At 71.2% G+C, this 26,081-nt stretch carries 25 protein-coding genes; 7 read left to right on the top strand and 18 right to left on the bottom strand.

Annotated features, from left to right (window positions below):
- Nucleotides 1-42 precede the first annotated feature (42 nt).
- From C1I93_RS07545 to C1I93_RS07520, 6 genes are all read left to right on the top strand, one after another.
- Nucleotides 43-1,212, top strand: coding sequence for a 4-hydroxybenzoate 3-monooxygenase (locus C1I93_RS07545; RefSeq protein ID WP_111242502.1), 1,170 nt, complete (start codon nt 43-45; stop codon nt 1,210-1,212).
- Between the two features lie 171 nt (nt 1,213-1,383).
- Nucleotides 1,384-1,851, top strand: coding sequence for an SRPBCC domain-containing protein (locus tag C1I93_RS07540; protein ID WP_111242501.1), 468 nt, complete (start codon nt 1,384-1,386; stop codon nt 1,849-1,851).
- A gap of 179 nt (nt 1,852-2,030) precedes the next feature.
- Nucleotides 2,031-3,518 carry a PepSY-associated TM helix domain-containing protein gene (locus C1I93_RS07535; protein WP_111242500.1) on the top strand — a complete coding sequence of 496 codons (1,488 nt, stop codon included), beginning with the start codon at nt 2,031-2,033 and terminating at the stop codon, nt 3,516-3,518.
- Between the two features lie 200 nt (nt 3,519-3,718).
- Complete coding sequence (locus C1I93_RS07530) at nt 3,719-4,393, top strand: response regulator transcription factor (RefSeq protein WP_111242499.1); 675 nt, start codon at nt 3,719-3,721, stop codon at nt 4,391-4,393.
- Nucleotides 4,394-4,395: 2 nt separating this feature from the next.
- Nucleotides 4,396-5,931 carry a sensor histidine kinase gene (locus C1I93_RS07525; RefSeq protein WP_111242498.1) on the top strand — a complete coding sequence of 512 codons (1,536 nt, stop codon included), beginning with the start codon at nt 4,396-4,398 and terminating at the stop codon, nt 5,929-5,931.
- A complete protein-coding gene (locus C1I93_RS07520; protein WP_111242497.1) occupies nt 5,924-6,283 on the top strand; it encodes a PepSY domain-containing protein in 360 nt (119 codons plus the stop codon). The genes C1I93_RS07525 and C1I93_RS07520 overlap by 8 nt, the downstream gene beginning before the upstream one ends.
- 149 nt (nt 6,284-6,432) lie before the next feature.
- Here C1I93_RS07520 and C1I93_RS07515 read toward each other — a convergent pair whose 3' ends face one another.
- The 18 genes from C1I93_RS07515 to C1I93_RS07430 all read right to left on the bottom strand — a co-directional run bounded on the left by C1I93_RS07515 (nt 6,433) and on the right by C1I93_RS07430 (nt 24,487).
- Nucleotides 6,433-7,281: an HpcH/HpaI aldolase/citrate lyase family protein gene (locus C1I93_RS07515; protein ID WP_111242496.1), complete on the bottom strand. Its 849-nt coding sequence runs from the start codon at nt 7,279-7,281 to the stop codon at nt 6,433-6,435.
- Nucleotides 7,278-8,753 carry a dihydroorotase gene (locus tag C1I93_RS07510; protein ID WP_111242495.1) on the bottom strand — a complete coding sequence of 492 codons (1,476 nt, stop codon included), beginning with the start codon at nt 8,751-8,753 and terminating at the stop codon, nt 7,278-7,280. Before C1I93_RS07510 ends, C1I93_RS07515 begins: the two co-directional genes overlap by 4 nt.
- 4 nt (nt 8,754-8,757) lie before the next feature.
- Complete coding sequence (locus tag C1I93_RS07505) at nt 8,758-10,218, bottom strand: MmgE/PrpD family protein (protein ID WP_111242494.1); 1,461 nt, start codon at nt 10,216-10,218, stop codon at nt 8,758-8,760.
- A complete protein-coding gene (locus C1I93_RS07500; RefSeq protein ID WP_111242493.1) occupies nt 10,211-11,047 on the bottom strand; it encodes a cyclase family protein in 837 nt (278 codons plus the stop codon). The genes C1I93_RS07505 and C1I93_RS07500 overlap by 8 nt, the downstream gene beginning before the upstream one ends.
- Nucleotides 11,048-11,077: 30 nt before the next feature.
- Entirely contained in the window at nt 11,078-12,277 is a 1,200-nt protein-coding gene (locus tag C1I93_RS07495; RefSeq protein ID WP_111242516.1) for a CaiB/BaiF CoA transferase family protein, read from the bottom strand.
- Nucleotides 12,278-12,383: 106 nt separating this feature from the next.
- On the bottom strand, nt 12,384-13,205 hold the full coding sequence (locus tag C1I93_RS07490; protein WP_111242492.1) for an IclR family transcriptional regulator: 822 nt from the start codon (nt 13,203-13,205) through the stop codon (nt 12,384-12,386).
- A gap of 50 nt (nt 13,206-13,255) precedes the next feature.
- The gene (locus tag C1I93_RS07485) at nt 13,256-14,248 is read right to left on the bottom strand and encodes an EamA family transporter (protein WP_111242491.1); all 993 of its coding nucleotides are present in this window, start codon (nt 14,246-14,248) and stop codon (nt 13,256-13,258) included.
- Nucleotides 14,235-14,678, bottom strand: a complete 444-nt coding sequence (locus tag C1I93_RS07480; protein WP_111242490.1) for an Ohr family peroxiredoxin — start codon at nt 14,676-14,678, stop codon at nt 14,235-14,237. Before C1I93_RS07480 ends, C1I93_RS07485 begins: the two co-directional genes overlap by 14 nt.
- Nucleotides 14,675-15,499, bottom strand: a complete 825-nt coding sequence (locus C1I93_RS07475) for an alpha/beta fold hydrolase (RefSeq protein WP_111242489.1) — start codon at nt 15,497-15,499, stop codon at nt 14,675-14,677. Before C1I93_RS07475 ends, C1I93_RS07480 begins: the two co-directional genes overlap by 4 nt.
- A complete protein-coding gene (locus tag C1I93_RS07470) occupies nt 15,496-16,860 on the bottom strand; it encodes a M20/M25/M40 family metallo-hydrolase (protein WP_111242488.1) in 1,365 nt (454 codons plus the stop codon). The genes C1I93_RS07475 and C1I93_RS07470 overlap by 4 nt, the downstream gene beginning before the upstream one ends.
- Nucleotides 16,861-16,891: 31 nt before the next feature.
- Nucleotides 16,892-17,665, bottom strand: coding sequence for an SDR family NAD(P)-dependent oxidoreductase (locus C1I93_RS07465; RefSeq protein WP_111242487.1), 774 nt, complete (start codon nt 17,663-17,665; stop codon nt 16,892-16,894).
- Nucleotides 17,662-18,513: an ABC transporter permease gene (locus tag C1I93_RS07460; protein WP_111242486.1), complete on the bottom strand. Its 852-nt coding sequence runs from the start codon at nt 18,511-18,513 to the stop codon at nt 17,662-17,664. The genes C1I93_RS07465 and C1I93_RS07460 overlap by 4 nt, the downstream gene beginning before the upstream one ends.
- Before the next feature lie 12 nt (nt 18,514-18,525).
- A complete protein-coding gene (locus tag C1I93_RS07455; protein WP_181445055.1) occupies nt 18,526-19,350 on the bottom strand; it encodes an ABC transporter ATP-binding protein in 825 nt (274 codons plus the stop codon).
- Nucleotides 19,351-19,376: 26 nt separating this feature from the next.
- Nucleotides 19,377-20,489 (bottom strand): ABC transporter substrate-binding protein, encoded by a 1,113-nt coding sequence (locus tag C1I93_RS07450; protein ID WP_111242514.1) that lies wholly within the window; start codon nt 20,487-20,489, stop codon nt 19,377-19,379.
- A 108-nt stretch (nt 20,490-20,597) separates the two neighbouring features.
- Nucleotides 20,598-20,978, bottom strand: coding sequence for a nuclear transport factor 2 family protein (locus C1I93_RS07445; protein ID WP_111242485.1), 381 nt, complete (start codon nt 20,976-20,978; stop codon nt 20,598-20,600).
- Nucleotides 20,978-21,289 (bottom strand): hypothetical protein, encoded by a 312-nt coding sequence (locus C1I93_RS07440; protein WP_111242484.1) that lies wholly within the window; start codon nt 21,287-21,289, stop codon nt 20,978-20,980. Before C1I93_RS07440 ends, C1I93_RS07445 begins: the two co-directional genes overlap by 1 nt.
- A complete protein-coding gene (locus tag C1I93_RS07435) occupies nt 21,289-22,365 on the bottom strand; it encodes a class I SAM-dependent methyltransferase (protein WP_111242483.1) in 1,077 nt (358 codons plus the stop codon). Before C1I93_RS07435 ends, C1I93_RS07440 begins: the two co-directional genes overlap by 1 nt.
- Nucleotides 22,366-22,453: 88 nt before the next feature.
- The gene (locus tag C1I93_RS07430; RefSeq protein ID WP_111242482.1) at nt 22,454-24,487 is read right to left on the bottom strand and encodes an oxidoreductase; all 2,034 of its coding nucleotides are present in this window, start codon (nt 24,485-24,487) and stop codon (nt 22,454-22,456) included.
- A gap of 599 nt (nt 24,488-25,086) precedes the next feature.
- Between C1I93_RS07430 and C1I93_RS07425 the strand changes: the two genes are divergently transcribed.
- A partial coding sequence (locus C1I93_RS07425; protein WP_111242513.1) for an extracellular catalytic domain type 1 short-chain-length polyhydroxyalkanoate depolymerase occupies nt 25,087-26,081 on the top strand: 995 nt, incomplete at its 3' end.

Genomic DNA, 26,081 nt, shown 5'->3' with positions numbered 1-26,081 from the left:
CTACCCGTTCTGAGCGACGACGGGCTGACGAAGGAGGCATCGATGCGTACCCAGGTCGGCATCGTCGGCGCGGGACCGGCCGGTCTCATGCTGTCGCACCTGCTGCACCGGCACGGCATCTCCTCGGTGGTGCTGGAGAGCCGCAGCCGGGAGTACGTCGAGCACCGGCTGCGCGCGGGCGTGCTCGAACAGGGCTCGGTCGACCTGCTGCGCGACACCGGCCTGGGGGCCCGCCTGGACCGCGAGGGCATGCGGCACGAGGGCATCGAGCTGCGGTTCGACGGCGAGTCGCACCGGGTGCCGATGACCGAGCTGACCGGCCGGGCGATCACCGTGTACGGGCAGCAGGAGGTGGTCAAGGACCTGATCGCGGCCCGGCTCGACGCCGGCGGCACGATCCTGTTCGAGGCCCGCGCCGACCGGCTGTCCGACCTGGACACCGCACCCGTGATCCACTTCCGGCACCAGGGCCGTGACGAGGAGCTGCACTGCGACTTCGTGGTCGGCTGCGACGGCTACCACGGGGTGAGCCGCCCGACGGTGCCCGACGGCGTGCTCACCACCTACGAGCGCACCTACCCCTTCGCCTGGCTGGGGGTTCTTGCCGCCGCCCCACCCGCGGTGGAGGAACTCATCTACGCCCACCACCAGCGTGGCTTCGCGCTCTACAGCATGCGGTCACCACAGATCTCCCGGCTCTACCTCCAGGTGCCGGCCGACGCGGACATCGCCGACTGGCCCGACGAGCGGATCTGGGCCGAACTGCGCACCCGGCTGGAGACGGTGCCGGACTGGACCCTCAACGAGGGCCCGATCCTGGAAAAGTCGATCACCCCGCTGCGCAGCCTGGTGGTCGAGCCGATGCAGTGGCAGCGGCTCTACCTGGCCGGCGACGCGGTGCACATCGTGCCGCCGACCGGCGCCAAGGGCATGAACCTGGCCCTGGCCGACGTGGCGCTGCTCGGCGACGCCTTCGCCGCCTGGTACGCCGACGGCCGCACCGACCTGCTCGACGGCTACTCCCGCACCGCGCTACGCCGGGTCTGGCGGGCCCAGCAGTTCTCCTGGTGGATGACCTCGATGCTGCACCAGCTCGACGCCGACGACCCGTACGCGGCGAAACTCCAGTCGGCCACGCTGCGTTACGTGACCACCTCCCCCGCGTACGCCACGAGCCTCGCCGAGAACTACGTCGGCCTCCCCGAGGTGTAAGGAGGGGTCCCCTGCTAACGCCTCGTGCATAGCAGGGGTCCCCTGTTAACCACCACCGCACGCACCCTCTGCCCATCGGTTCTGCTCTGCGGCAATGGCATTCTGAGCCAGCAGACCGGTGGGTGAAAACGCGCCCCGACGCCTTCGGGGTCACGGCAGGGGGAGGACGGCATGGTCCGACACGACACCTTCACGATCTCGCGGCAACTGGACGTGGCGCCGGAGGAGGTCTTCGCAGCGTTCGCCGACACCGCGCTGCGGCGACGATGGTTCCGGCTGCCCGGTGGCGACAGCTGGCACGAACACGACTTCCGGGTGGGTGGCGGCGAGGCGGCGGGCAGCACCTTCACCAGCCTGGACAGTCCGCCGGAACGGCTGGAGTACCGGTCGCGGTACATCGCCATCACGAGCATGCGGCAGATCGTGTACGGCTACGAGGCCGTCGTCGACGGCGAGTTGCGCTGGACCGCGCTGGCCACCGTCGAACTGGCCGAGGAGACAGGTGGGACCCGGCTGGACTGGACCGAGCAGGTCGCCTTCCTCCGCTACGTCGGGGACGGCGCCAACGATGTGGCACACCTGCGCGGCGCGACCATGCTGCGGCTCAACGGTCTCGAGGCGGCGCTGCGACCCAGGTGACAGGCGGTTGGACGACGCGCAAGAAGGAAGAAGCCGCGGTGGAGACGGCGGGAACCGGGGTGGGTCGTCGTCCGACTAGGTGATCGAGCGGCGGGCATCCGGGCAGCGGCAGCAACACACTGACCCGAAGGGCACGGGGCAGGTCGCCACATTCACCTCTATCCCGATCGGAAAAGTGCATGTCTCTGACCGAAGTCTCCGGCGCCTCCACACCGGAGTCCTCCCCCGAACCCGCCGCCGCGCCGGCGACCCGTGCCCCACGTCGCCCTGCACCGCTGGCGGCGCTGCTGCTTCGGCTGCACTTCTATGCCGGCGTCCTGGTCGCCCCGTTCCTGGTGGTGGCCGCGCTGACCGGCCTGGCATACACCGTCACCCCGCAGTTGGACCAGATCCTGTACGGCGACCAGCTCACCGTGGCCACCGCCGGCGACCAGCCCAAGCCGCTCGCCGAACAGGTCACCGCCGCGCGGGCCGCGCATCCGGACGGCACGCTCACGGCGGTCGCGCCCGGCACCGGTGAGCAGACCACCGCTGTGGTGTTCTCGCTGCCGGAACTGGGCGACAGGCAGCACACCGTCTACGTCGACCCGTACACCGGCGAGGTGCGGGGGCAGCTGACCACCTGGTTCGGTTCCACGCCTGCCACCACCTGGCTCGACGATCTACACCGCAACCTGCACCTGGGCGACCTGGGACGGCACTACTCGGAGATCGCCGCCAGTTGGCTCTGGGTGCTGGCACTCGGCGGCGTCATCCTCTGGTGGCGGCGCCGTCGCACCGGACGCGGCCAGGTGAAGCACCTGCTGGTGCCCGACCTCTCGGCCGGCAAAGGGGTGCGACGTACCCGGGGGTGGCACGCCACCACCGGTCTCTGGCTCGTCGTGGGGCTGCTCATCCTCTCCGCGACCGGCCTGACCTGGTCCCGGTTCGCCGGGGCGAACTTCGCCGCCGGGCTGGACGCGCTCGACGCCCGCCGGCCGGCGGTCTCCACCAGCCTGACGGACGCGCCCAGCGCCGGCGGCGGCGAGCACCAGCACGGCGGCGCGCCGACGGCGGCGAGCGCCGACCCGGCCACCTTCGACCGGGTGCTGGCGGCGGCCCGCCAGGCGGGACTCTCCGGACCGGTCGAGGTCGTCCCCGGTGAGCCCGACCACGCCTGGACGGTCACCCAGACCGACAACACCTGGCCGGTGCGGCGGGACCAGGTCGCCGTCGACCCCGAGACCGGTACGGTGACCGCCCGCAACGACTTCGCCGACTGGCCGGCGCTGGCCAAGCTCAGCGCCCTCGGCGTACAGGCGCACATGGGTCTGCTCTTCGGTACGGTCAACCAGATCCTGCTCGCGGCGCTCGCCGTCGGCCTGCTCTGCGTCATCGTCTGGGGTTACCGCATGTGGTGGCAGCGCCGCCCCACCCGGGGTGACCGGCGCGCGCCGGTCGGTGCCCCGCCCGCCCGTGGTGCCCTGCGCGGCCTGCCCTGGTGGGCGCTGCTGGTCGGCGTCCCGGTGGTCGCCGCGATCGGCTGGGCCCTGCCGTGGTTCGGTGTCACCCTGCTCGGTTTCCTCGTCGTCGACGTGGTCCTCGGTGTGCTCGCCCGGCGACGCGACAACCGGCTGCGCGATCACGACCGGCTGCGCGACGACGCCCCGGCATCCACCGGCAGGTGACGTCCGACTGACCGACATCGTTTCGGCGCAACGGCGGCATCCGCCCACCCCGAACCCCGCCGTTGCGCCGAAACGGCCACCGACACGTCCGCTTTGAACTGTGTGGCGGCGTCGGCGCGTACTCCTGCGCGTCCCGGCTCTCGGGCTCGGACCGCACGCGACGGCCCTCGGCGCGGTGCGACAGGCGTGAGGAGACCTCGGTGGACGTGCTGCTGGTGGAGGACGACGACTCGATCGCCGAGCCACTCGTCGACGGCCTGGCCCGCTACGGGATCCGGGCGCGGCGGGTGGTCACCGGCGCGCAGGCGCTGGCCGCGCCCCCGGCCGACATGGTGCTGCTGGATCTGGGGCTGCCCGACATCGACGGGATCGAGGTGTGCCGGACGTTGCGCCGGCGCACCGACACGCCTGTCATCATGTTGACCGCCCGGGGCGGTGAGGCCGATCGGGTGCTGGGCCTGGAGTTGGGCGCGGACGACTACCTGGCCAAGCCGTTCAGCCTGCGGGAACTCGTGGCCCGGATGCACGCGGTGGGGCGCCGGACCCAACCGGCCGGTGCCGTTGGGAAAGCGTCGAAAGACGGCACGCAGCGGGTGGGCGACCTGGTCATCGACCGCCGCACCCGCCAGGTCCGGCTGCACGGCACGCCGCTGCCGCTCGCGCCGAAGGAGTACGACGTGCTGGTGGCGCTGGCCGAGGATCCGGGCGCGGTGGTGACCCGCCGGACCCTGCTGGAGACCGTGTGGTCGCCGAACTTCTTCGGGCGCGGCAAGACGCTGGACTTCCACATCGCCTGCCTGCGCCGCAAACTCGGCGACCCGGCGTGGATCGAGACGGTACGCGGGGTGGGGTTCCGACTCACTGCGGCGTCCTGACCGTGGTCCGCCGGCTCCTCGTCACCTATCTCAGCTTCGCGCTGCTGATCCTGGTCGCCCTCGCCGTGCCGCTCGGCTACGTCTACCAGCGTGGCGAGCAGCAGCGGGTCTTCGGTCACCTGGAACACGACGCGGAGGTGCTCGCCGCGTTCGTCGACACCGCGCTCGACCACGGTGAGCAGGGTCAGATCGACCTGCTGGCGCTGGAGTCGGCGCGGCGGTGGGACGGGGAGGTCGACATCGTCGACGGCACCGGCCGGGTGCTCGCGGCGACCCGGCGCGACGGCGCCACGCCGACCGGGCCGGCCACTGCCACGGCCGCCCCGGTGGTCGATCTGCCAGCGGTGGCCGGCGGACAGGTCAGCAGCGGATTCCGCGACGCCGACGGGGTGACGATGATGTGGGTCGCGGTGCCGCTGCATCCGGGCAAGCCCGGCCAGGGGGCGTTGCTGTTCAGCGCCCCCACCGCGCCGATGACCACGCGGGTGCACCAGTTCTGGTCGGTGCTGGGTGGGGTCGCTGTCGTCGTACTGGCCGCCGTGGCACTGGTGGCCGTCGGGCTGGCCCGCTGGATCGGCCGGCCGGTGCGGGCCCTGGAGCGGGCCACCCGGCGGCTGGCCGACGGCGAGATGTCGGCCACGCCGGCTAACGGACCACCCGAGCTGCGCCGCCTGGCGGCCACCTTCAACGCCACCGCCACCCGGCTCCAGGAGCTGATCGCCGCCCAGCAGTCGTTCGTCGGGCACGCCTCGCACCAGCTCAGGACCCCGCTCGCGGCGCTGCGGCTGCGGCTGGAGAACCTCGAACCCGACGTTGGCGCGGCCGGTGACGCGAACCTGCGGGCTGCGCTCGTGGAGACCGACCGGCTGGCGCGGCTGGTCGACACGCTGCTGGCGATGACCCGTGGTGGGCAGCCCGTGCACCCCACCGAGTCGGTGCGGCTGGCCGCCGCGGTGGCGGCCCGGGTCGACTCCTGGTCGCCGATCGCCGCCGACCGGGGGGTGACGCTACGGGTGTCCGGCCCTGACTCGGCCCAGGTCCGGTCCCTTGCCGGCGCCGTCGACCAGATCCTGGACAACCTGCTGGCGAACGCGCTGGCGGTGGCCCCAGTCGACAGTACGATCACCGTCGCCTGGGCCGCCGCCGATGCCGGTCACGTCGAACTGCGGGTCACCGACGCCGGCTGCGGGCTCACCGCCGCGCAGCGTACGCAGGCCTTCCAGCCGTTCTGGCGGGCGCCCGGCGCGGCACCCGGCGGGACCGGGCTCGGGCTCGCGCTGGTCCGCAAACTCGCCGAGGCCGGCGGCGGATCGGCCCGGCTGGAGAACGCCGACGGACCAGGGCTGACCGCGGTGGTGGCGCTGCCCGCGGCGCAATGCCAGGATTCGGCCAGGGAACGACCAGAATTCGACCTCGTGCTGAGCCGGGCATCCGCAGGCACGCGTACCCCCGGGTGTAGTCAGCCGGTCGACACCGAGCCGCCATCCGGCGGCCGGGCACCGGCATCGTTACACCTGCCCGGAGGTCACAATGCGTAGAGCAGTGCTGGTAGCCGTCACCGTCGCCGGTGTCGCCGTCCCATTGATCGCCGGCACCGCACTGGCCACCGCCAAGGACTCCCGCGAGCAGACCGGTAGCCGATCCGGCGCGAGCTTCGAGATCGAGATCGACCCCCGGTTGGACGCGAAGTTCGGGCCACGCCCGGTCAACGCCGTGCAGGCCGCGGAGATCGTCACCGCGCAGTTCGTCGGGGCCCGGGTGCTCGAGGCCGAGTTGGACGAACGCAACGGCGGCCCGATCTGGGAGGTCGAGTTCGTGCTCGGTGGCCGGGAACGCGACGTCGACGTGGACGCCGTCACCGGCGCGATCCTCGCCGACGACGATGACTGATTGACCGACCGGGGGCAGCGGTGACGCGGCGGGCGGCCTCACCCGGCCGCCGCGTCACCGTCCACATCGGATCGGCGAGATGCTCGTCGACACGCCGGTCCCACCGCGGACGGCTCGCCGGCCCGCGCGTGCGCGGGGTGGATGAGCGTTCATGCCTCGGCCCGGCTCAATACCTCCGCCGCGCTGCGGACCACGGCGCGGTCCACCAGCCGCCCGTGGTCGTCAACAGCCACCCCCGAGCCGTCTCGCTCGGCCCGCGCCATGGCGTCGAGAACCCGCCGGGCGGCGGCCACCTCCTCCGGGGTGGGGGTGAACACCCCGTTGATGGTGGCGAGTTGCCCGGGATGGATGGCACTGCGAGCGCGGAAACCCTGCCGGAGCAGGGCCCGGCTTGTCTTCTCCAGTCGCACGGGGTCGTGCAGGACGGTTTCGACCGGGCCGACCGGCGGGGTGATCCGGGCCGCCGCCGAGGCGAGCACGACCTGCGAGCGAATCGCGGCGAACTCGGTGCGGTCAGCATCCGGTTGCAGGCCGAGTTCGCCCGCGAGATCCGCCTCTCCGATGCCCAGCCGCAGCACCCGAGGTGCGATGGCCACCTGCGCGCAGGCGAGCGCACCCCGTGCGGTCTCGATGAGTGCCACCACCTGAAAGGTCCGCTCCGGCAGGCCCAGTCGCCGTTCCGCGCTCAGCAACGCCCGGTCGACCTCGTGCAGCAGGTCAGGTTCCGCCTTCGGCAGCCAGATCCCGGCCGCCGAAGCGCCGAGCACCGTCAGGTCCGTCTCGACCTGGTCGCTGTTGACGCGTACCCAGTGGGCCACCCCGGACGGCGCGTCTCGCAGGTATGCGGCGACCGTCTCGCGGGCCTTTTCCTTGTGCGGCAGCGCGACCGCGTCCTCCAGATCGAGCACGAGGGCGTCGGCGCCCCGCCCGGCGGCCTTGCGGAGCACGTCCGCCCGGTCGCCGGGCACGTAGAGGTAACTGCGGGCGACATCGCTCACCGCGCGTGCCTACCGCCGGCCCGGGGCACGTACCGGCCCTGCGGTGCACCTGTCACCTTGCCGTCGACGAAAACGTGTGCGCCGCGGACGAAGGTGTCGGTGACCCGCGCGGTCAACTCGAAGCCCTCGAACGGCGTGTACTCCTGGGTCGACTCGGAGTCCTCCGCCCGCACCGTCCAGGTCGTGTCGGGGTCCACCAGGCACAGGTCGGCGTCGTACCCCTCGGCGATGGCGCCCTTGGTGGCAAGGCCGAACCGGCGGGCCGGGTTCCAGGCGGTGAGCGCGGCGACGGCGGACAGCGGCAGGCCCCGGCGGCGGCCCTCGGTGAAGAGGCCGGGCAGCAGATATTCCGCGCCGCCGAAGCCGGACTTGGCGAGGAAGACGTCGTCGCGGGGATCGCCGAACTTCAGCTCGTCGCGGCAGCAGGCGTGGTCACTGACCACCCAGTCGACCCGGCCGTCGAGCAGGTGGCCCCACAGTGCCTCGACGTCCTCGCGGGGACGCAGCGGCGGGTTCACCTTGCCGCCGAGACCGTGGGCGGTGGTGATGTCGGCCAGCAGGTGCCCGATTGTCACCTCGCGACGGAAGTCGATGTGCGGGAACGCCTGCGCCATCCGCAGTGCCGCGTCGAGCGCCTTGGCCGACGACAGGTGAAGCAGGTTGATGGTGGGCAGGCCGGTCTCGTGGGCCAGGTAGGAGGCGATCGAGACGGCGAGCCCTTCGGAGTGCGGCGGCCGGGAGGCGTGGTACGCCTCCAGTCCGCGCAGCGTGCCCTCCTGCTCCACCCGCCGGGTGTAGGCGCTCATGATCTCGGCGGTCTCGCAGTGCAGGGAGAGCGAGATCTCCGAGGCGAGCTCGGGGAAGCGTTCCCGGGCCGCCTGCACTCCGCGCATCACGAACTCGAAGTGGGCGTAGTCGTACCGCTCCCCCTCGGGGATCATCAGGAACGAGTTCTGATCGGCGGACCGGCCGTGCAGACCGTGGCTGCCGTAGAACATGAAGATTTTGAACGAGGTGACGCCGAACTTCTCCACCAGGTCGGGAATCTCGTCGATGTGCTCGCTCATCATAGGTGCGAGGTGAAAGCCGTAGTCCACGTAGGATCGGCCGGCGCTGGCAGCCAACACGTCGGGGAAGAAGTCCTCATAGCGGCCACCCCGGTTGAGGTAGTACTGCCCGGTCCGCATGTAGGTAAGCGCCGTGGTGACGCCGCCCTGCGCGCAGGCGCGACTCTCGGAGGCGGTGTCCTCGCTCAGCGGGTTGTAGATCCCCCAGTGTTGGTGGGCATCGACCACACCGGGAAAGGCCAGTCGCCCACCACCGTCGACGACTGTCGTCGCCTGCTCGGGATCGATGCCGGGCGCGACCCGGACGATCCGTCCGTCGGCGACGGCGATGTCGGCCGCCTCAGGATCTGGCCGGTCGTGCCGGACCACCCGGACGTTACGCAGCAACAGGTCGAAGGAACTCATGGTCTCACTCCTCGAAGGGGCCAGCCGTTGGCGTGCCGGTTGGGGTGGGTGCGGTGGCCACGGCGGCCAGCAGGCCGGTCAGCCGAGTCACGTCGGCGGCCTGGTCCAACCGGTCGATCTCCTGTTCGACCTGGTTGGCGACGTCGGCCGCAAGCCGCCCGGCGACGTTGTGGTGGAACTTGCGGGCCAGTTCGTCGGCGGAGAGTGGACGCTGCGGGCCACCCCGGTTGGCCAGCACCTCCTCGGTCCAGACCTGGCCGTCCCGGGTGCGCACCCGCAGCACCGCCGGGAACTGGTAGGGAAAGATTGCGTCGCACCTGTCGTCGGGCACCACCTGCACCCGTGCCATCAACGACCGCCGGTCCGGATCGACGGCGAGGGCGTCGGTGAAGTCGTCCGGGCCGACGCCGAGCACACCGCCGCCGTAGAGGCCGGCGACCACCGCGTACGGGCCGCTGAACTGTGCCTCGTAGCCGGTGCGGGGCGCCTGCTTGCGTTCCAGTGGCGCGCCGATGGTGCGGATCACCGGAGTTGGTACGCCGAGCGTGATCGTGTCGATCTCCTCGACGCGCAGCCCCCGTTCCCGCAGCGCGATGGCCGCGTCGATCGCCGCGTGGGTGAAGTGGTTGGCCGGGTACGGCTTGAAGAAGATGTCTGGCACCGCCCAGTTCGTGCCGAGCCCGTCGACGACTTCCGCCGGGTCGAACTCGCCGCGCAGGAACGCCTGGAAGAAGCCGAACCGCCCCTCCAACACCGTCGGTGGACCGGTGATGCCGTGCCGGGCCAGCGAGGCGGCGGTCACCGCGGAGTGTGCCGCCCAACCGCAGTGGATCCGCTTCACCGTGCCGCCGGTACGGTTCGCCTCAATCAGGCCGGCGGCCATCGACGCCGCGACGCCGAGGCTGTCCAGTGTCTGTCCGGCGTCCAGACCGAACAGGCGGGCGGCGGCGACCGCACCGCCGAGGGTGCCGCAGATCGAGGTGGCGTGCTGGCCGTGCTCGAAGAAGACCGAGTTTCCGGCAGCACGGTCGTAGCCGGCCATGCCGAGCCGGACACAGACCTCGATGCCGACCGCGATGGCGGCGACGGTCTCCCGGCCGCTGGCTCCGCTGGCCTCGGCCGCGGCCAACGCGGCCGGCACCACCGAGGCGCTGGGGTGCAGCACCGACGGCAGGTGGGTGTCGTCGTAGTCGAGCGAGTGCGCCAGCACGCCGTTGGCGAACGCGGCGAGCGCGGCCGGCACCGGGGTTTCCAGGCCGATCGCCTGCGCCTGACCCCGACCACCCTGCTCGCGGACGTAGGCCAGCACTGCCTGGCTGGTGGGCAGCGGGTACGCGGCCACGCAGAGCCCGAGCACGTCCAGCACCCGCTGGCGTACGCTGCCGACCACCTCGGCGGGCAGGTCAGCGGCGGAGGTGTCGACGGCGAAGGCCGCCAGGCGCTGCCCGAGGGTCTGCTCAGCCACGGCTCACCACCGCCAGCGGACGCACCGGCGATCCGGTCGCGCCGAACAACGGCAGCGGGATCATGATGAAGGTGAACTCGTACACCTCGTCGCGGGCGATCTCCTCCAATGCCATCGCCTCGATCAGGTAGATGCCCTGCTCGACGAGGAGGATGCGGTGCGCGGGCAGGCTCGCGTGCCCCTGCCCCGGGCGCAGGCACTCGAAGGCGATGGTGTCGGCACCGGCGGCATGCACCCGCCGCTGTGCCAGCCATTGCGCGCCGTCGCTGCTGATGCCGGGTACCCCGGTGTCGTGCCCGACGTAGACCCGGCGGTCCTCGTGGTCGAAGTGGCGGCCCCAGCCGCTGCGGATCAGCACCACGTCGCCGGGCTCCACGGGCGTGCGCTGGCGATCGACCGCGGCCTCCAGGTCGGCCGGGGTGATCTCGTAGCCGGCCGGGCAGGGTTCGCCGAGCACCGCCGGGATGTCGAGCAGCACGCCACGGCGCAGCATCGGCTCGACCGTGTGCACGCCGAGTTCGGTGAACCGGCCCCCGGCCTGCGCCTGCGCCGCGTCGGCCCCACCGTGCAACCGGCCCTCGTGCGACACGTGCGCGAGGGCATCCACATGGGTGCCGACGTGGGTGCCCATGACCAGCAGGTCGTTCGCGGCGGAGCCGCCATCGGCGCGGACCATGTCGCCGTGACGGCGGGGCATGCTCAGCCAGAACGGTGGATGGTTCGGCGACTGGGGCATCCCGATGGTGAGTAGCCGGCCGAGATCGTAGATCTGCGCGCCGCCGCGTACGGCGTCGAGCAGAGGATCGGCGGGCCTTGCGGTGATGGTCACGGTTCCTCGCGTTTCAGCAGGTCGGCGACGTCAGGAGACGATGTCGCGGGCTCGGAGATCGGCGACCTCGGCCGGGTCACAGCCGAGTTCGTCGATCAACAGGGAGTCGGTGTCGGCGCCGGCGGCACGCCCGGTGAACCGGATCCGGCCGGGAGTGGCCGACATCCGCCACATGACGTTGTGCATCCGCAGCGGACCGAGATCCGGATCGTCGACCTCGGTGATCATCCCGGTCTGGCGCACGTGCGGGTCGGAGACGATGTCCCGGGCGTCGTAGACCGGGGCGACGGCCGCCCCCGCCTCGGTGAACGCGCGGCTCACCTCGTCGCGGGTACGCGCGCCGATCCAGGCACCGACGTAGGCGTCGAGTTCGTCGGCGTGCGCGGCCCGGCCGGCGCCGGTACGGAACCACGGCTCGTCGATCACCTTCGGATGCCCGACCAGCCGCAGCACCCGCTCGGCGATCGCCTGGGCGCTTGTGGACACCGCCACCCAGGCACCGTCACTGGTGCGATACGTGTTGCGCGGCGCGTTGTTCGTCGACCGGTTGCCGTGCCGGTGTTCGACGATGCCGAGCTGGTCGTAGACGGTGGGACCGGGACCGACCGCCGCCATGATCGGCTCCAGCAGGCTGAGGTCGATGACCTGGCCGGCACCGCCGGAGCGGTCCCGGTGCCAGAGCGCCATCAGCACCGCCGACGAGGCGGCGATGCCGCAGATGCTGTCGGCCAGGCCGAACGCCGGCAGGGTGGGCGGGCCGTCTTCGGCACCGGTGAGGTGGGCGAAGCCGCTCATCGCCTCGGCCAGGGTGCCGAAGCCGGCCCGGCCGGCGTACGGGCCGGTCTGACCGAAGCCGGTGATCCGGGCGATGACCAGCCCGGGGTTGGCCCGGTGTAGCTGTTCCGGCCCCACTCCCCAGCGTTCCAGCGTGCCCGGCCGGAAGTTCTCCACCAGCACGTCGGCCTGTTCGGCCAGGCGCAGCAGCAGCGCCGCACCCTCCGGAGCGGACAAGCTCAACCCGAGTGTGCGCTTGTTGCGGGAGATCTCCTTCCACCACAGCGGATGCCCGTCCTTGGACTTACCGTGCCCACGCATGCTGTCACCAGCGGTCGGGTGCTCGATCTTGATCACGTCGGCACCGAAGTCACCGAGAATCTGGCAGCACAGCGGCCCGGCCAGGATCGTCGAGACATCCAGTACCCGCACGCCCGCGAGTGGTCCGTCGCTCACCAGATCCACCTCCCCATGTCCCCGAGTTGCTTGTCGGCCGGGCGGGTACGGGGTGCCCCGCCCGGCGTCGTCATGTCGTCGGTTTCCGTTGCCGGGAACGCTCGCGCTAGTCCGGGTCGGCGGGCGGGCGTACGCCCGGGATCCGGTAGCCGAGTTCGGCGGAGATCTCCGCTGCCGCCGCCGTGACCAGGGCACCGTGCGCCGCGCAGACCTGCGGGGTGAACCGGTCCTGCGGCCCGCAGAGCGAGATCGAGCCGAAGACCTGCCCGGTGCCGTAGCGCACCGCCGCAGCGACGCTGCCCGCCCCGTTCTGCCGCTCCCCGATGCTCACCGCGTAGCCCTGCCGCCGGATGCGGTCCAGGTCGGCGCGGAGGGCACTCGCGTCGGTGATGGTGAACGGGGTCACCTGCCGCATCGGTTGGGCGAGGTACTCCGCCACCTCGATGTCGGGCAGGGCGGCCAGGATCGCCTTGGACGACGAACCCGAGTGCAGTGGGTGGCTGGTGCCCAGCGACACCGACATCCGCACCTCGTGCGGCGAGAGCACCTGATCGATGTAGACCCGCAGCCAGCCCTGCCGCACCGACAGCGTCGCCGTCTCACCGCTGTCGCGCACCAGCCGGACCAGGTAACGGCGGGCGGTGTCCGGCACATCCAGCGTGCGCAGCGCGGCCAGTCCCACCGCGAGCGCCCCGGCACCGAGCCGGTACTGCTTGGTGTCCTCGTTGAAGCTGAGGAAGTCGTCCGCCACCAACTCCTTCACGATCCGGTACGCCACCGCCTTGGGCAGGCCCAGTTCCCGCGCGATCGCCGACACGCCAAGCGTCTCCGGTGCCCGTTGGGCGATGGTGTTTATGACGTCGAGGGCCCGGCCGAGGCCGGAGCGAACCCGGCTGTCGTCCCGCTCGACGAAGGTCGTGGTGGTCATCCTCTGTGTCCTCACTGTCGACGTGCCCGGTGTGCGGAGTCAGCCGGCGCTCACGGTGGCGTGGGCGTACCCGGCGGCAATCCCGCCCATCGTCTCGGCCGTTCCCGGGCGACCACCAGCGCCACGGCGGCGAGCACCACGCCACCGGCGAGCACCTGCTGGCCGGTGAGCCGCTCGCCCAGCACCGCCATGCCGAGCAGCACCGCCAACACCGGGTTGACGTACGCGTACGTGGCGACGAGCTGCAGCGGCGCGCGGCGCAGCAACCAGGTGTAGACGCTGAACCCGACGACGGTGCAGACCAACATCAGGTAGGCCCAGGCCAGCCAGGACCGGCCGGTGACCGCGGCCAGCCGCAGCTCGCCCCAGTCGCCGACGACCAGGCCGGCGAGCGCCACCCCGACCCCACCGACGAGCATCTGCCAGCCGGTGCCGACCAGGTGGTCGGCCGGCATCGGCAGTCGTTGGGCCAGTGCCGACCCGAGTGCCCACACCACAGTGGAGGCCACGATGGTCAGCATCCCGACCAGGTGCCAACGCTCGGTCGGTGCGGCCAGCAACAGCGCCAATCCGGCCAGCCCACCGAGCACCCCGGCGACCGCCAGTGACGCCGGACGCTGCCCGGTGCCGAGCCGGATCACCAGCACCCACACCGGCATCGCGGCGACCAGCAACGATGCCAGTCCGGACGGCACGTACTGCTGGCCGACGGCGAGCAGGGCGCTGCCGGTACCCACCATCAGCGTTCCGGTCACCGCCACTGCTGTCCACTCGGCGCGGGGCAGTCGCAGACCGGCGCCGCCCCGCCGCACCGCCACCACCGCGAACAGCACCGCCGCCGCGGCGAGGAACCGGGTCGAGGTGGACACGAATGGCGGCAGGCTCTCCAACGCGATCCGGTTGCCGAGGTAGGTGGAACCCCACACCAGGTAGAGCAGTGCCAAGCCGACCGCCAGGGCGACAGGTGTGGTGGGCGTGGTGCCCCCGGGCGACGCCGACGGCGGCGGCACCAGGGCGGTACCACGCGGGTCACGGTCGTCCATCGGCCCGGATCGTCACTGCGGTATTGCCCCGCAGGGCGTTCGAATACGGGCAGAGCCGGTCCGCCGCCGCGACGGCCCGGTCCAGGTCGGTCTGGGGGCAGTCGGGTGCGGCGACCGCCAGCGCCACGGCGATGGCGTACCGGCCGTCGTCGGTGGGGCCCAGCGACACCGACGCGGTCACGCTCGTCGGACCGGTCCGGACCCCTTCCTGCCGGGCGGCCACGGCGAGGGCGCTGTCGAAACAGGCGGCGTAGCCGGCGGCGAAGAGCTCCTCCGGGTCGGTGCCCGGCGCGTCGGGGCCGCGCTGCGCGGGTCGGGTCAGGTCGACCCGCAGCGTGCCGGTGAGTGACTCGGCTGCGCCGCCGCGCCCACCACTGACCCGCACCGTCGCGGTGTACTGCACCTCGGCCGGGACGACGATGCCGGTCACCGGGTCACCTCCGTGCCGTGGACCTGGGCGGCCACCGCGTCGGCGAACGCCTCCGGCTGCTCGTCGGACACGAAGTCGGTACCGCCGGGAATGGTGACGAGCGGTGCCTGCGGTAGCGCCGCCCGCACCACCGGCGTGAACCGGTGCACCAGGTCCTCGTCGCCGTGCAGCAGGACCAGCGGCACGCCCGTCGCGTTGAGGGCAGCAGTGTCGAGTTCGTGCGCGAAGACCGCCCGGTAGGCGGTGGCGTAGTCCGGGCCGGTCAGCAGATACTCGGCGACCTGCCGGTCGGCTTCCGGCGGGGTGAGCCGGGGGTAGAGGCCGTACACCCGGTCCCAGATCACTCGCAGGTGGCTGCCGTCGCGGTCGGGGCGGTAGCCGGGGGCGTACGAGGTCTTCTTCTCCTGCCGTTCCGCCGCGTCGTAGAGCGGCAGACCCTGTAGGAGGAGTCGGTGCACCCGGCCCGGGTCACGCAGGGTCGCCTCGGCGGCGACCACCGCGCCGGTGTGCTGCCCCAGCAGATGCACCCGGTCCAGACCGAGGGCGTCGGCGGTCTGCCACAGCCCGGCCGCGTACTCCGGGATCGACCAGGGGCGCGGCGGCGGATCGGACATCCCGAACCCGGGCGTGTCCACGGCCACCACCCGCAGTCCTCGGATGGCAAGCGGCGCCAGTGCGATGTCGTAGGTGGCCGACGACAGCGGGGACTGGTGGACGATCAACAGCACCGGCGCGCTGTCGTCGCCGGCCGTCCGGTAGTGCACCTGGCCCCACGGCACGTCGACGTAGCCGCGCCGGCTGATTCCGCGTACCCGGGTCATGCCTGCACCGCCATCGCCGCCATGACCTCCACCACGTGTTTGATTCCCGCCCGGTAGTCGTCGAGACGGATGTTCTCGTTGGGGCCGTCCACCCCGGAGTCGGCCCGGGACACCCCGACGCCGACGATCGGGCGGCCGGCGAGCACGCCCTGGTTGCCGATCCACTGGGTGTACGGCTCGATCACCGGCTCGGTGCCGTAGACCCGACGGGCCGCGTCGGCGACGAGCGCGACGAACGGGTCCCGGTGGTCGGTGACGTTCGGCCGGCTGGTCGCCATCACCTCGATGTCGAGGTCGCCGAAGCCGGTGGCGGCCAGGTGCGCACGGATCGCGGTGAGCACCCGGTCAGGGTCCTGACCGGGCACCAGCCGGATCTCCAGCTTGGCCGAGGCGGTCGACGGGATGCCGAGGGTGACGTCGTCGCGCATGTCGCCGCCGGTGAAGCCGGTGACGGTCAGGGTCGGTACGGTGCGGATCGCCTCGGCCGCCTGCCGGTCGTCCAGGCCACCGGTGAACGCGTCGACCCCGGCCCGGCGACGAAGGAAGTCACCGTCGAAGTCCACCTGGGCCAGCAGGTCACGTTCGGTGTCGGTCAGCGGGCGTACGCCATCGGTGAAGCCGGGGACGGTGACGGTGCCGTCAGGGTCCTGCAGGCGGGTGAGGGCCGCCGCGAGCCGGGCGGTCGCAGCCGGCAGCAGCGCGGTGTTCTGGCTGGTCAGATCCCGGGGCAGGGTACGCGCGGTGAGTCGCAGGTAGAGCACGCCCTTCTCGGCGAGCTTGAGCAGCAACCGGTCGTGCGCGTCCACCCAGGAGTTCTCCCAGAGCGTGCCGTCGCTGGTCAGCCGATCCGCGTGGGCAGTGACGAAGGAGCCCAGCCCGGGGCTGTGCAGCCACTTCTTGCCCTCGAAGATGAACCGGCTGGTGACCGGCGGGGCCAGCCCGGCCAGCCGCCAGGCGGCGACCGCGTGGATGCGGGACATCAGGGCGCCCTTGTCGTCGGCCACTCCCCGGGCGTACAGCCGACCGTCGTGGATCTCGGCCGCGTACGGCGGGCTGATCCAGTCGGCGTCGTCACCGGCCGGCTCCACCTCCACGTCGTAGTGGGTGAAGTGCAGCAGCGACCGGTCGGAGGCCCCGGGCGCCTCGGCCAGCACGTACGGGTAGGAGTGCTCCCAGTCGATGATGTCGGCCTGCCCGCCCCAGCGGCGTACCGAGGCGGCGATGAACTCGGCGGTGCGGACCATCTCCTCGGGTTCGGGTCGGCGGCTGCGGATGCGGCACAGCTCCTGCAGTTCCGCCACGAACTCGTCGAAGTGGGTGTCGACCGCGGCGAGTGCGGCAGCGGTGTCGGGGTGAGTCATGGGTTCCTCCCACTGGTTGTTGCGGGACGGGTCAGTGGATGGTCACGCCGCCGTCGACGAAGATCGTCTGGCCGGTGACCATGGCGGCGGCGTCGCTGAGCAGGTAGGCGACCGCGTTGGCGACGTCGGCGGGTTGGGCCATCCGCCCGAGCGGGATGGTGGCCAGCTTGTCGGCGAGATAGGCCGCGTCGCCGCGTACGTCGGTGGTCATGTCAGTGGGCACGATGGTCGGGCCCACCGCGTTGACCCGGACCTGGTCGGCGGCCCATTCCAGGGCCAGCACCCGGGTCAGGTGCAGCACCCCGGCCTTGCTGACGCAGTAGCCGACCGTGTCGAGCACGGCGATGTGTCCGTTCGTGGAGCCGAGGTTGACCACGGCGCCCCGGGCGTCGCGCAGCGCCGGGTAGGCGGCCTGGCACATCCGGAAGGTGCCTGTCAGGTTGACGTCCAGGACCGTGTTGAAGTCGTCCTCGGACATCGTGGCGGCAGGTCCCCGCCGTACGACGCCGGCGTTGTTGACCAGCAGGTCCAGTCGGCCATGCCGGTCGAGCACCTCGGCCACCAGGTCCCGGCACGAGCCAGCGGAGCGCACGTCGACCCGGTGCCGGGTGTGCACCGCCCCCGCTGCTTCCGCCGTTGCCGCTGGGTCGTCCGCCCAGTCCGCCGCGATGTCGGCGCCGGCGACTGTGGCGCCCCGCTCGGCGAGGGTGGCGGCGATCCGGGCACCGATTCCCCGGGCCGCGCCGGTCACCAGCGCCACACGTCCGTCGAAGCGGTTCGGGTCCTCGGGGTGAGCGGGGTTCATGCGCCGATCACCTTCGTCTCCTCGGCCCAGAAGGCGAGGCGACGTTGCAGCAGCCGGATCACGAAGTGGGCGAGCAGGCCCATCACCGACAGCACCACCAGCACGGCGAACATGCCGGCGATGTCGAAGTTGTAGTTGGTCTGCAGCAGCAGGTAGCCCAAGCCCTCCTTGGCGCCGATGAACTCGCCGACGACCGCGCCGAGAATGGCGAAGACGATGCCGATGTCCAGCCCGGCGAAGATGAACGGCAGGGCGCTGGGCAGCCGGACCATCCGGAAGATCTGCGTCTTGCTGGCGCCGAAGACGGTGAGCATCTGGATCCGGTCGGCGTCGGCGGCCCGGAGCCCCTCGATGACGTTCACCAGCATCGGGAAGAACGAGATGACCGCGGCCATCACCACCTTGCTGGTCAGGCCGAAGCCGAACCAGAGCACGAACAGCGGGGCCAGGGCGACCTTGGGCACGGTCTGGAAGGCCACGATGTACGGCATCAGCGTCGCCTCGACCACCTTGATCTGGGAGATGAAGGTGCCGAGCAGGACTGCCGCGCCGACGCCGATGACGAAGCCGAGCAGTGCCTCCTGGGAGGTCACCCAGAGGTGACTCCAGAACTGGGGGTCGCCGAGCTGCCGCTGCAACGCCTCGACGATCTGCGAGGGTCGGGGCAGCACGTAGGCGTCGACTTCGAGCAGCTGGGTGCCGTACTCCCAGGCCAGCACGACCACCACGAACACCGTCGGTACCAGCCAGAGCTGGGGTCGTTCCCGCAGGTCCAGCCGCCGCCGGGTGCCACCCGGCGGCGACGCGTCGGTACGCGGGGGCTTGTCGACCACATCGGTTGTTGCCATGGCGTCCCCTTGTCAGTCGATAACGCCGGCGGCGTTGAAGTGGCTGCGGATCCGGTCCACGTAGACCCCGGCCCGGTCGGAGGACATCACGCTCAGCTCGCGCGGGCGTTCCAGCTCGATCGGGACTATCTCGGCGATGCGGCCGGGACGTGGGCTGAGCACCACCACCCGGTCGGAGAGGAACACCGCCTCCGGGATGGAGTGGGTCACCAGCACCACGGTCTGGCCGCTCTCCCGCCAGATCCGCAGCAGCTCGACGTTCATGTACTCGCGGGTCATCGCGTCCAGCGCGCCGAACGGCTCGTCCATCAGCAGCACCGCCGGGTCGTGCACCAGGGCCCGGCAGATGCCGGCCCGCTGCTGCATCCCGCCGGACAGCTCGTGCGGGTACTTCCGCTCGAAGCCGGTCAGGCCGACAAGTTCCAGCAGTTGCTGGGCGCGTTCGCGGTGCTTGTCGCGGTCCAGTTTCTGGATCTCCGCCGGCACCATGATGTTGTCGAAGATGGTGCGCCAGGGCAGCAGCGTGGGGGCCTGGAACACCATCCCGACCTCGGGAAGGGGTTTGGTCACCTCTCGGCCGGCGATGCGTACGGCACCGTCGGTCTTCGGGCTGAGGCCGGCGAGGATCTTCAGCAGGGTGGTCTTGCCGCATCCCGACGGTCCGACGACGGAGACGAACTCCCCACGTCGTACTGTCAGGTTGATATCACTGAGTGCCTGGGTCGGGGCCGATCTGCGCGGCTGGTACCGCTTGTCCAGACCGACGACCTCGATCCAGGAGTCCTCCGACACCGCTGCCGGCTGCTGCATCCGGCGACCCATCGCCTTGATGGCCATCCTCATCCCTTCCGCGTCCGCTGCCGCTACTTGGTGTAGTTCGCTGCCTTGTCGAGCACCGCGGCCTTGTCGAAGTCGTTGGCCCCGGCCAGCAGCCCCGGCTCCCACACGTCGGCCAGCGCCACGTCGCCGGTGATCTGCCCGGCCTCCTTCGTGTACGCCTGGGTCTTGGTCCATTCCGCTTCGGTGATGGCACCCCAGTCGGCGAAGTCCTTGGGCTCACCTGAGGCGGGAGTGGCCGTCTTCAGCCACGCCTGGAGGCTGCGCACATCGTTGGCCAGCTGCTCGTCGGCCGACTTGCCGGCGAGGATCTGCGGGAAGACCTGGTAGCCGATCCGCATGGCCGCCTCCGGGTTGTTCGCGGAGAACAACATCGCCTTGTACGCCGCCCGCAGGAAGCGGGTGTGGACGTCCTTCTTGTCGTCGAGATCGCGGGCGCCGACGGCGAAGCTCAGTGACCGAATCCCGTCGAACGCGTCCGGGTTGTCCAGGTACTTCAGCGTCGTACCGGAGTTCTCGATCACCGCGTACGCCTGGGTGTAGAGCGCCAGCACATCGACCTGACCGTCGTTGAGCGCGGCGGCGGCCTGCGCGCCGACCCCGACCGGCAGCAGTTCCACATCCTTGGCCGGGTCGAGCCCGGCCGCCGCCACGTAGGCCCGCGCGTACGGTGCCGAGCCGGACGCCAGGCTGATCACGCCGATCTTCTTGCCCCGCAGGTCGGCACCGCCGGTGAGGGTGCTGTCCGGCTTGACCGCCATCACCCACGGCCAGTTCTGCACCAGCCCGCCGATCGCCTTGACCGGCACGTTCTTCTCCACCGCGCCGAGAATGGATCCGCTGTCGGCGGCGGTCACGTCGGCACTGCCGCTCGCGACCGCCTGCAGCGCGGCCACCGAGCCGTCGGTGTTGATCGTCTCGACGGTCAGCTTCTCTTCGGCGAAGTACCCCAGCTCCTTGGCCACCGCGAACATGGCGACCTCTTCCTTCGGGCCGATCACGGCGGAGGCGATGGCGAAGGTCAGCTCCGCCGGCGCGCCCTCCGCACCGCTCGACTCGTCGCTGCCGGATCCCCCACAACCGGCGAGCACCACCGCGGCGACAAGCGCCGCCGGCAGCAAACCCCACTTCTTCTTCATCTCGAACACCTCGTCAACGAATGTCAGGGATAGGAATGTCCGGCCCACGGAGTCGGCCGGGTCGAGGCAGGTGGTTGGTAGTGCGGTGGAGGCTCAGTGCACGCGGTGTCACCGCTGCGCGACCGCCATCGCCAGGTCGTTGAAAACGTGCTGTTCGACGATCAGCCCGTCGCGGAGCAGGAACACGTCGGCGTACCGGATCCCGTCGAACTCGGTGCCGTCCGGCCACTGCCCGTACAGGCGGCCGAGCGAGGTGACCGCAATGTCGTCGCCGTCGGGGGCGACCAGGTACCGGTCGCGGTGCTTGCGCACCCACCGGTAGGTTCCGGTCGACGCCGCGACCATCTCATCGAGCGAGCCGAAGCAGCGCCCGCCGGGAAACACCAGCCGGGCCCCCGGAGCGAGCAGCCGGCCGGCCTGGTCGAGCTGCCGGTCCTCGCACAGCTGCAGGTAGTGATCCACCAGGCTGGCCGGTTGCGTCAGGTTCATCAGCCGCTCTTGCCGCTCAGTGCCGCTTCCCACTGGCTGCGCAGCGGGTGCTCGGCGGGACCGTCCTCGGTGAGGATCCGCATCAGCCGAGCCAGCAGCGCGTCCCGTTCGCCGTCGAGCACCTGCTGCTCGTCAGCTTGCGGGTCGAAGCCGTCCACGTCGCCCGCGCCGAGCACCTCGCGGCGGACCAGCAACGCCTCCAGCACCCGCAGCCGCTGCCGGCTCACGTGCAGCTCGGTGGAGAGTTGGAGGACCAGGTCGAACAGTTTGCCGAATCGAGGATCGCCGAAGTAGTCGAACTCGCTGCTCATCACGCCTCCGGCTTCGTCGCCGACAGAACCGCCCAGGGGAAGTGCCACTCGGAACGGTCGCCCCAGCCCTCCGGCTGCAGGCCGTTGCGGCGTTCGTCGAACGGCGTCCAGGTGGCGTCGGTCAGCCCCAGTTCGGTGCAGACCGCCAGCAGGTCGGAGCCGAACAGGGCGTGGAAGAACGGCTCGTTGTTGCGCTCGGCGTGCTCGTAGACGGTCGCGTCGCGCAGCGGGTCCCCGGTGAGCTGAAACTCCAGGAACCGCAGCGCGCCACCGGGCTTGAGCAGCCGGGCGGCCTCGGCGAGGGTCTCCCGGATGGCCTCGGTCGGCATCTCGTGCAGCACCATGGTTCCGGTGACCACGTCGCAGCTGCCGGCCGGCAGACCGGTGGCCCGCCCGTCGCCCTGTCGGTAGTCGATGGCCAGCCCGGCAGCCTCCGCCTCGGCGTGGGCGAGACGCAGGCCAGGCGCGGCCAGGTCGATGCCGATCACCTCGGCGGTCGGGTACCGCAGGGCCAGTGGCCGGGTGCTCTTGCCGAACCCGCAGCCGACGTCGACCACCCGGGTCGCCGCCGGCAGGTCCGGCAGGGCGGTTTCGGTGAACAGCTTGTGGAACTTGTAGCCGTCGTTGTCGCGCAGCATCACGATGCGCGCGCCGAACTCGTAGACGTAGGCGGACATGTCGTCGGAGAAGAAGCCGCCCGGCTGGATGTGGATGTCGTAGTCGGTGTACCAGTCCGGCAGGGCCAGGTCGGGGTCGAGTTGCAGGGAGCCCAACGGCTGCGCGGGGATCGCCGCGAGTTGCTCGGCCAACTCGTCCCGGCGGCTGAGCACCGCGTCACCGGCCGTCTTCCAGAGCATCTTCTGCTGTACCCGCTCCAGGTGGCTGAACCATGGGTAGAGCGGCAGCTCGCGCAGTGCCCGGCCGGCCTCGTCGATGTCCTCGGCCTGTCCGCCGGTGGCGGCGTACTCGCGGGTCAGGGCCGGATAGACCGTGTCGGCCCAGCGCTTGCGCAGGCCGAGGACGAAATCCACTGCCGAACGTTCGTCAAGCGTGAGGCGTTTCTCGATGTCCAACAACGCAACTCCTTGGGGTCGGCCCGACCGAGGTCAGGTTCCGGTACGGATCAAGGCGGATGACCGGTACGCCGTCGGCGTACGGCACAGCTCAGTGGGCATGGCTCACCAGTTCGGCGGCGGCGGTGTCGTGCCGGCCGAGGAAGGCACCGGCGAGGTGGCCCTCGTAGACCGCCTCCAGGGCGGTGCGCGGTGCGTTGGCATCTCCGACCAGGTGAACGGTGGGTCCTTCGATGCGGGCGTCGAGGTCCCGGAACAGGTCGTCGACGGCGACCGCCGCACCGGCGTCGATCACCGCGGTGACGTCGGCGATGGTGGCGTCGGCGTCGGCGAGCGGACCGGTGAGCAGCACCGTGGTGGCGTCGGCCGGGTGGACCGTGCGCAGCGGGTGCGCCACCACGCGCAGATCGGCGAGGCGTTTCAGCAACGCCAGCCGGGAGTAGGTGGTGATCCGGGCGGCGATGCCGGCGGTGGGTGAGACGAGGTGCACCTTGCCGCCCCGCCTGGCGATCCCTTCGGCGACGGACGCGGCGGCCCAGGTCCCCTCGTCGTCGATCACCACGAAGGTGCCGGCGAGCTGGGCGGCCTCGGGCGGTGCGACCAGCCGCGTCACCGCCTGCCAGAGGTCGAGCACCGGCGGCCCACCAGGCAGCGATCGTCGGGCCGGACGGGAGCCGGTCGCGACGACCACGTCGTGGTATCCGCCGTCGAGCACCTCGCCGACACCGGGTCGCCAGCCCAGCCGTACCTCGACGCCGGCCGCGTGGACCTGGGTGGCGAGGTCGCGGGTGAGCAGGTCGAGTCGTTCCCGGCCGGGCACCTGGGCGGCGATGGCCAGTTGTCCGCCGAGCGCCGCGCCGGCCTCGGCCAGGTCGACGTGGTGACCGGCGCGCCGGGCGGCGACCGCCGCCGCGAGACCCGCCGGGCCGCCGCCGACCACCAGCACCCGGCGACGGCCTGGCGAGCGGTCGAGTTCGTCCCAGGCGGTACGCCACTCCCGTTCGGCACCCACCTCCGGATTGACCACGCACGAGATCGGCAGGCTGGTCTCCAACCGGCCGATGCAGCCCTGGTTGCAGGCCAGGCAGGAGCGCACCTCGTGCTGGCGCCCCTCGACGGCCTTGACGACCAGGTGCGGATCGGCGATGTGTGGGCGGGCCAGGCCGACCAGGTCAGCCTCACCGGCAGCGATCAACTCGGCCGCCTCGGGCAGGCTGTCCAGCCGGCACACCGCCAGCACCGGCAGGTCGGGAAACTCGCGCTTGAACCGGGCCGCGTGGTGTCGAAACGGTGCGTGGCCGAAGCTCATGTCCGCCATCTGGGTCGCCAGTGAGTAGCTGCCGTGGTAGGCGGAGTGGCTCACGTGGACGTAGCTGAGTGGAAAATCCGCCCGAAGCCGGGCGACGATCTCCACCACCGCGTCCGGGTCCAGTCCGCCGGGCAGGAACTCGTCGGCGCTGACCCGCAGTCCGATGGGGAGGTCCGTGGCCGACCGCACGGCCCCGAGCACCTCCCGGGTGAGCCGCAGCCGGTTGTCGAGGCTGCCGCCGTACCCGTCGGTGCGCTGGTTGGTGTGCGGCGACAGGAACTGCTGGAGCAGGTGGCCGTGTCCGGCGTGCACCTCCAGGCCGTCGAAGCCGGCCCGGTGCATCCGCCGCGCCGCGGCGGCGAAGGCCTGCACCACCACGGCGATGTCCTGACGACCCATGGCGTGCGGTACGTGCGCGCCGGCGGCCCACGGAACCGGCGACGACGACCAGGCAGCGGTGCGGGTGGCGTCCCCGTTGGCCTGCCGTCCGGCGTGCATGAGCTGGGCGAAGATCCGGGCACCGTGCTCGTGCACCGCGTCGGTGACCGCACGGTAGGCGGGGATGACCTGGTCGCTGAAGCTGCCCAGGCTGATGCTGCGACCCGCGCTGGTCGGGTGCACCCGGATCGCCTCGGTGATGATCAGACCGACGCCGCCGCGCGCCCGTTCGGCGTGGTAGGCCGCCAGCCGGGCGGTGGGCTCGTTCCGATGCCCGAAGTTTGTGGTGTGGCCGGGCACGAAGACCCGGTTGCGCAGCTGCACCGGTCCCAGCAGCACTGGGGTGAGTAGTGATCGAAGCTGTCCGTCGTTGGCCATGCCCACGGCCTCCCGTCTGGACGGTGCCCGGTCAACCGCAACCAAATTCGTTCGGTTGAGCCGCACGCCGTTCGATTGGGGGGAACGCTAAGTCAGGCCGCGACCGCCAGTCAATGAACTACCGATCAGTAACTTATTTCGAGACAAAGCTTTGACCTGCTGTTTCTCCCAGCCGAACAACAGGGCCGGCAGTGTTTCGCGCACATTGCGGCAGAGCCTTCCGGCAGGGCAGCCGGCAAGGTCTGGGGCGGCGGGCTCCGGGCCTTCATCCGGACCAGCGCCTGCCGCCACGATTCGTCGGCGAGCCCGGCGGAACCAAGGTCCACACCTGCCGGGTCATTGAGAAGCGCGATCATGGAGTTCCGAAACTATCGATACCTGCAAGCATCTTGCCCCTTCCATCGACGTAGGCACATACTTTGGCTACGCGTGAGCTGCGGATTGGCACGATATGTACTGCTCGCAGGGCGAGGTGGACGGACACCATGTTCCGTAGGGCAGCACCTCCCGCATCGCGACATCGGTCCTCTCTCCTACGGCTGAGCTGCGCCTCGGCGCAGCGGTCCGCCGTGGCCGGTTCCGGTGTCGATCCGTACTCCATGGAGGTGGACGTGAACCGAACCACAGCGGCGCTGGCATCGCTGGCCGCCGCGCTCCTCTTCGCCGTGGCGGGCATCGTGCTGGCCCCGCCACCGGCCGCCGCCGCGTCCCTGGTCGAGGTGACGAACTTCGGCACCAACCCGGGCAACATGCGGATGCACATCTACGCGCCGGACAACCGGCCGGCGAACCCGGCGATCGTGGTGGCCATGCACGGCTGCAGTGGATCCGGCCCGGGTTTCTACTCCGGCAGTGAGTTCGCCCGACTGGCCGACCAGTTCGGCTTCCTGGTCATCTATCCCACCGCCACCCAGCAGGCAGGCTTCGGCAACTGCTTCGACGTGTGGTCGGCCGCGGCCAAGCGGCGCGACGGCGGCAGCGACCCGGTCTCCATCATGTCGATGGTGAACTACGCACAGCGGCAGTACGCCGGCGACCTGAACCGGGTCTTCGCCACCGGCAGCTCGTCGGGCGGGATGATGACCCAGGCCCTGATGGCGCTCTACCCGGACGTCTACAAGGCCGGCGCGGCGTTCATGGGGGTGCCGGTCAACTGCTTCGCCAACGCCGCCGACTTCCCACCCACCAACAGCCAGTGCGTCAACGGCCGGATGGACCGGACCCCGCAGCAGTGGGGCGACGCGGTCCGGCAGGCGTACCCGGGCTACAGCGGACCCCGTCCCCGGGTGCAACTCTGGCACGGCACCGCCGACAACCTGATCCCCTTCCAACTCCTGCAGGAGTCGGTCGAGCAGTGGACGAACGTGGCCGGGCTGAGCCAGACGCCGACGTCCACGGACACCCCGCAGGCCAACTGGAACCGCCGCCGCTTCGCCGACTCGACCGGGGCGGTGCGGGTGGAGGCGTACAGCATCCAGGGTGCCGGCCACAGCCTGCCGTCGTCCGGCATGGCCCGGGCCGCCATCGACTTCTTCGGCCTGAGCACCGCCGGTCCCACGCCGCCTCCGCCGACCACCAGCCCACCGCCCAGCAC

Origin of the sequence: Micromonospora endophytica (genome assembly GCF_003236305.1) — a bacterium.
Taxonomy (GTDB): Bacteria; Actinomycetota; Actinomycetes; order Mycobacteriales; family Micromonosporaceae; genus Micromonospora; species Micromonospora endophytica.
Note: the sequence above shows the minus strand (reverse complement) of the source record. Positions and strands in the feature narration are given on the sequence as shown.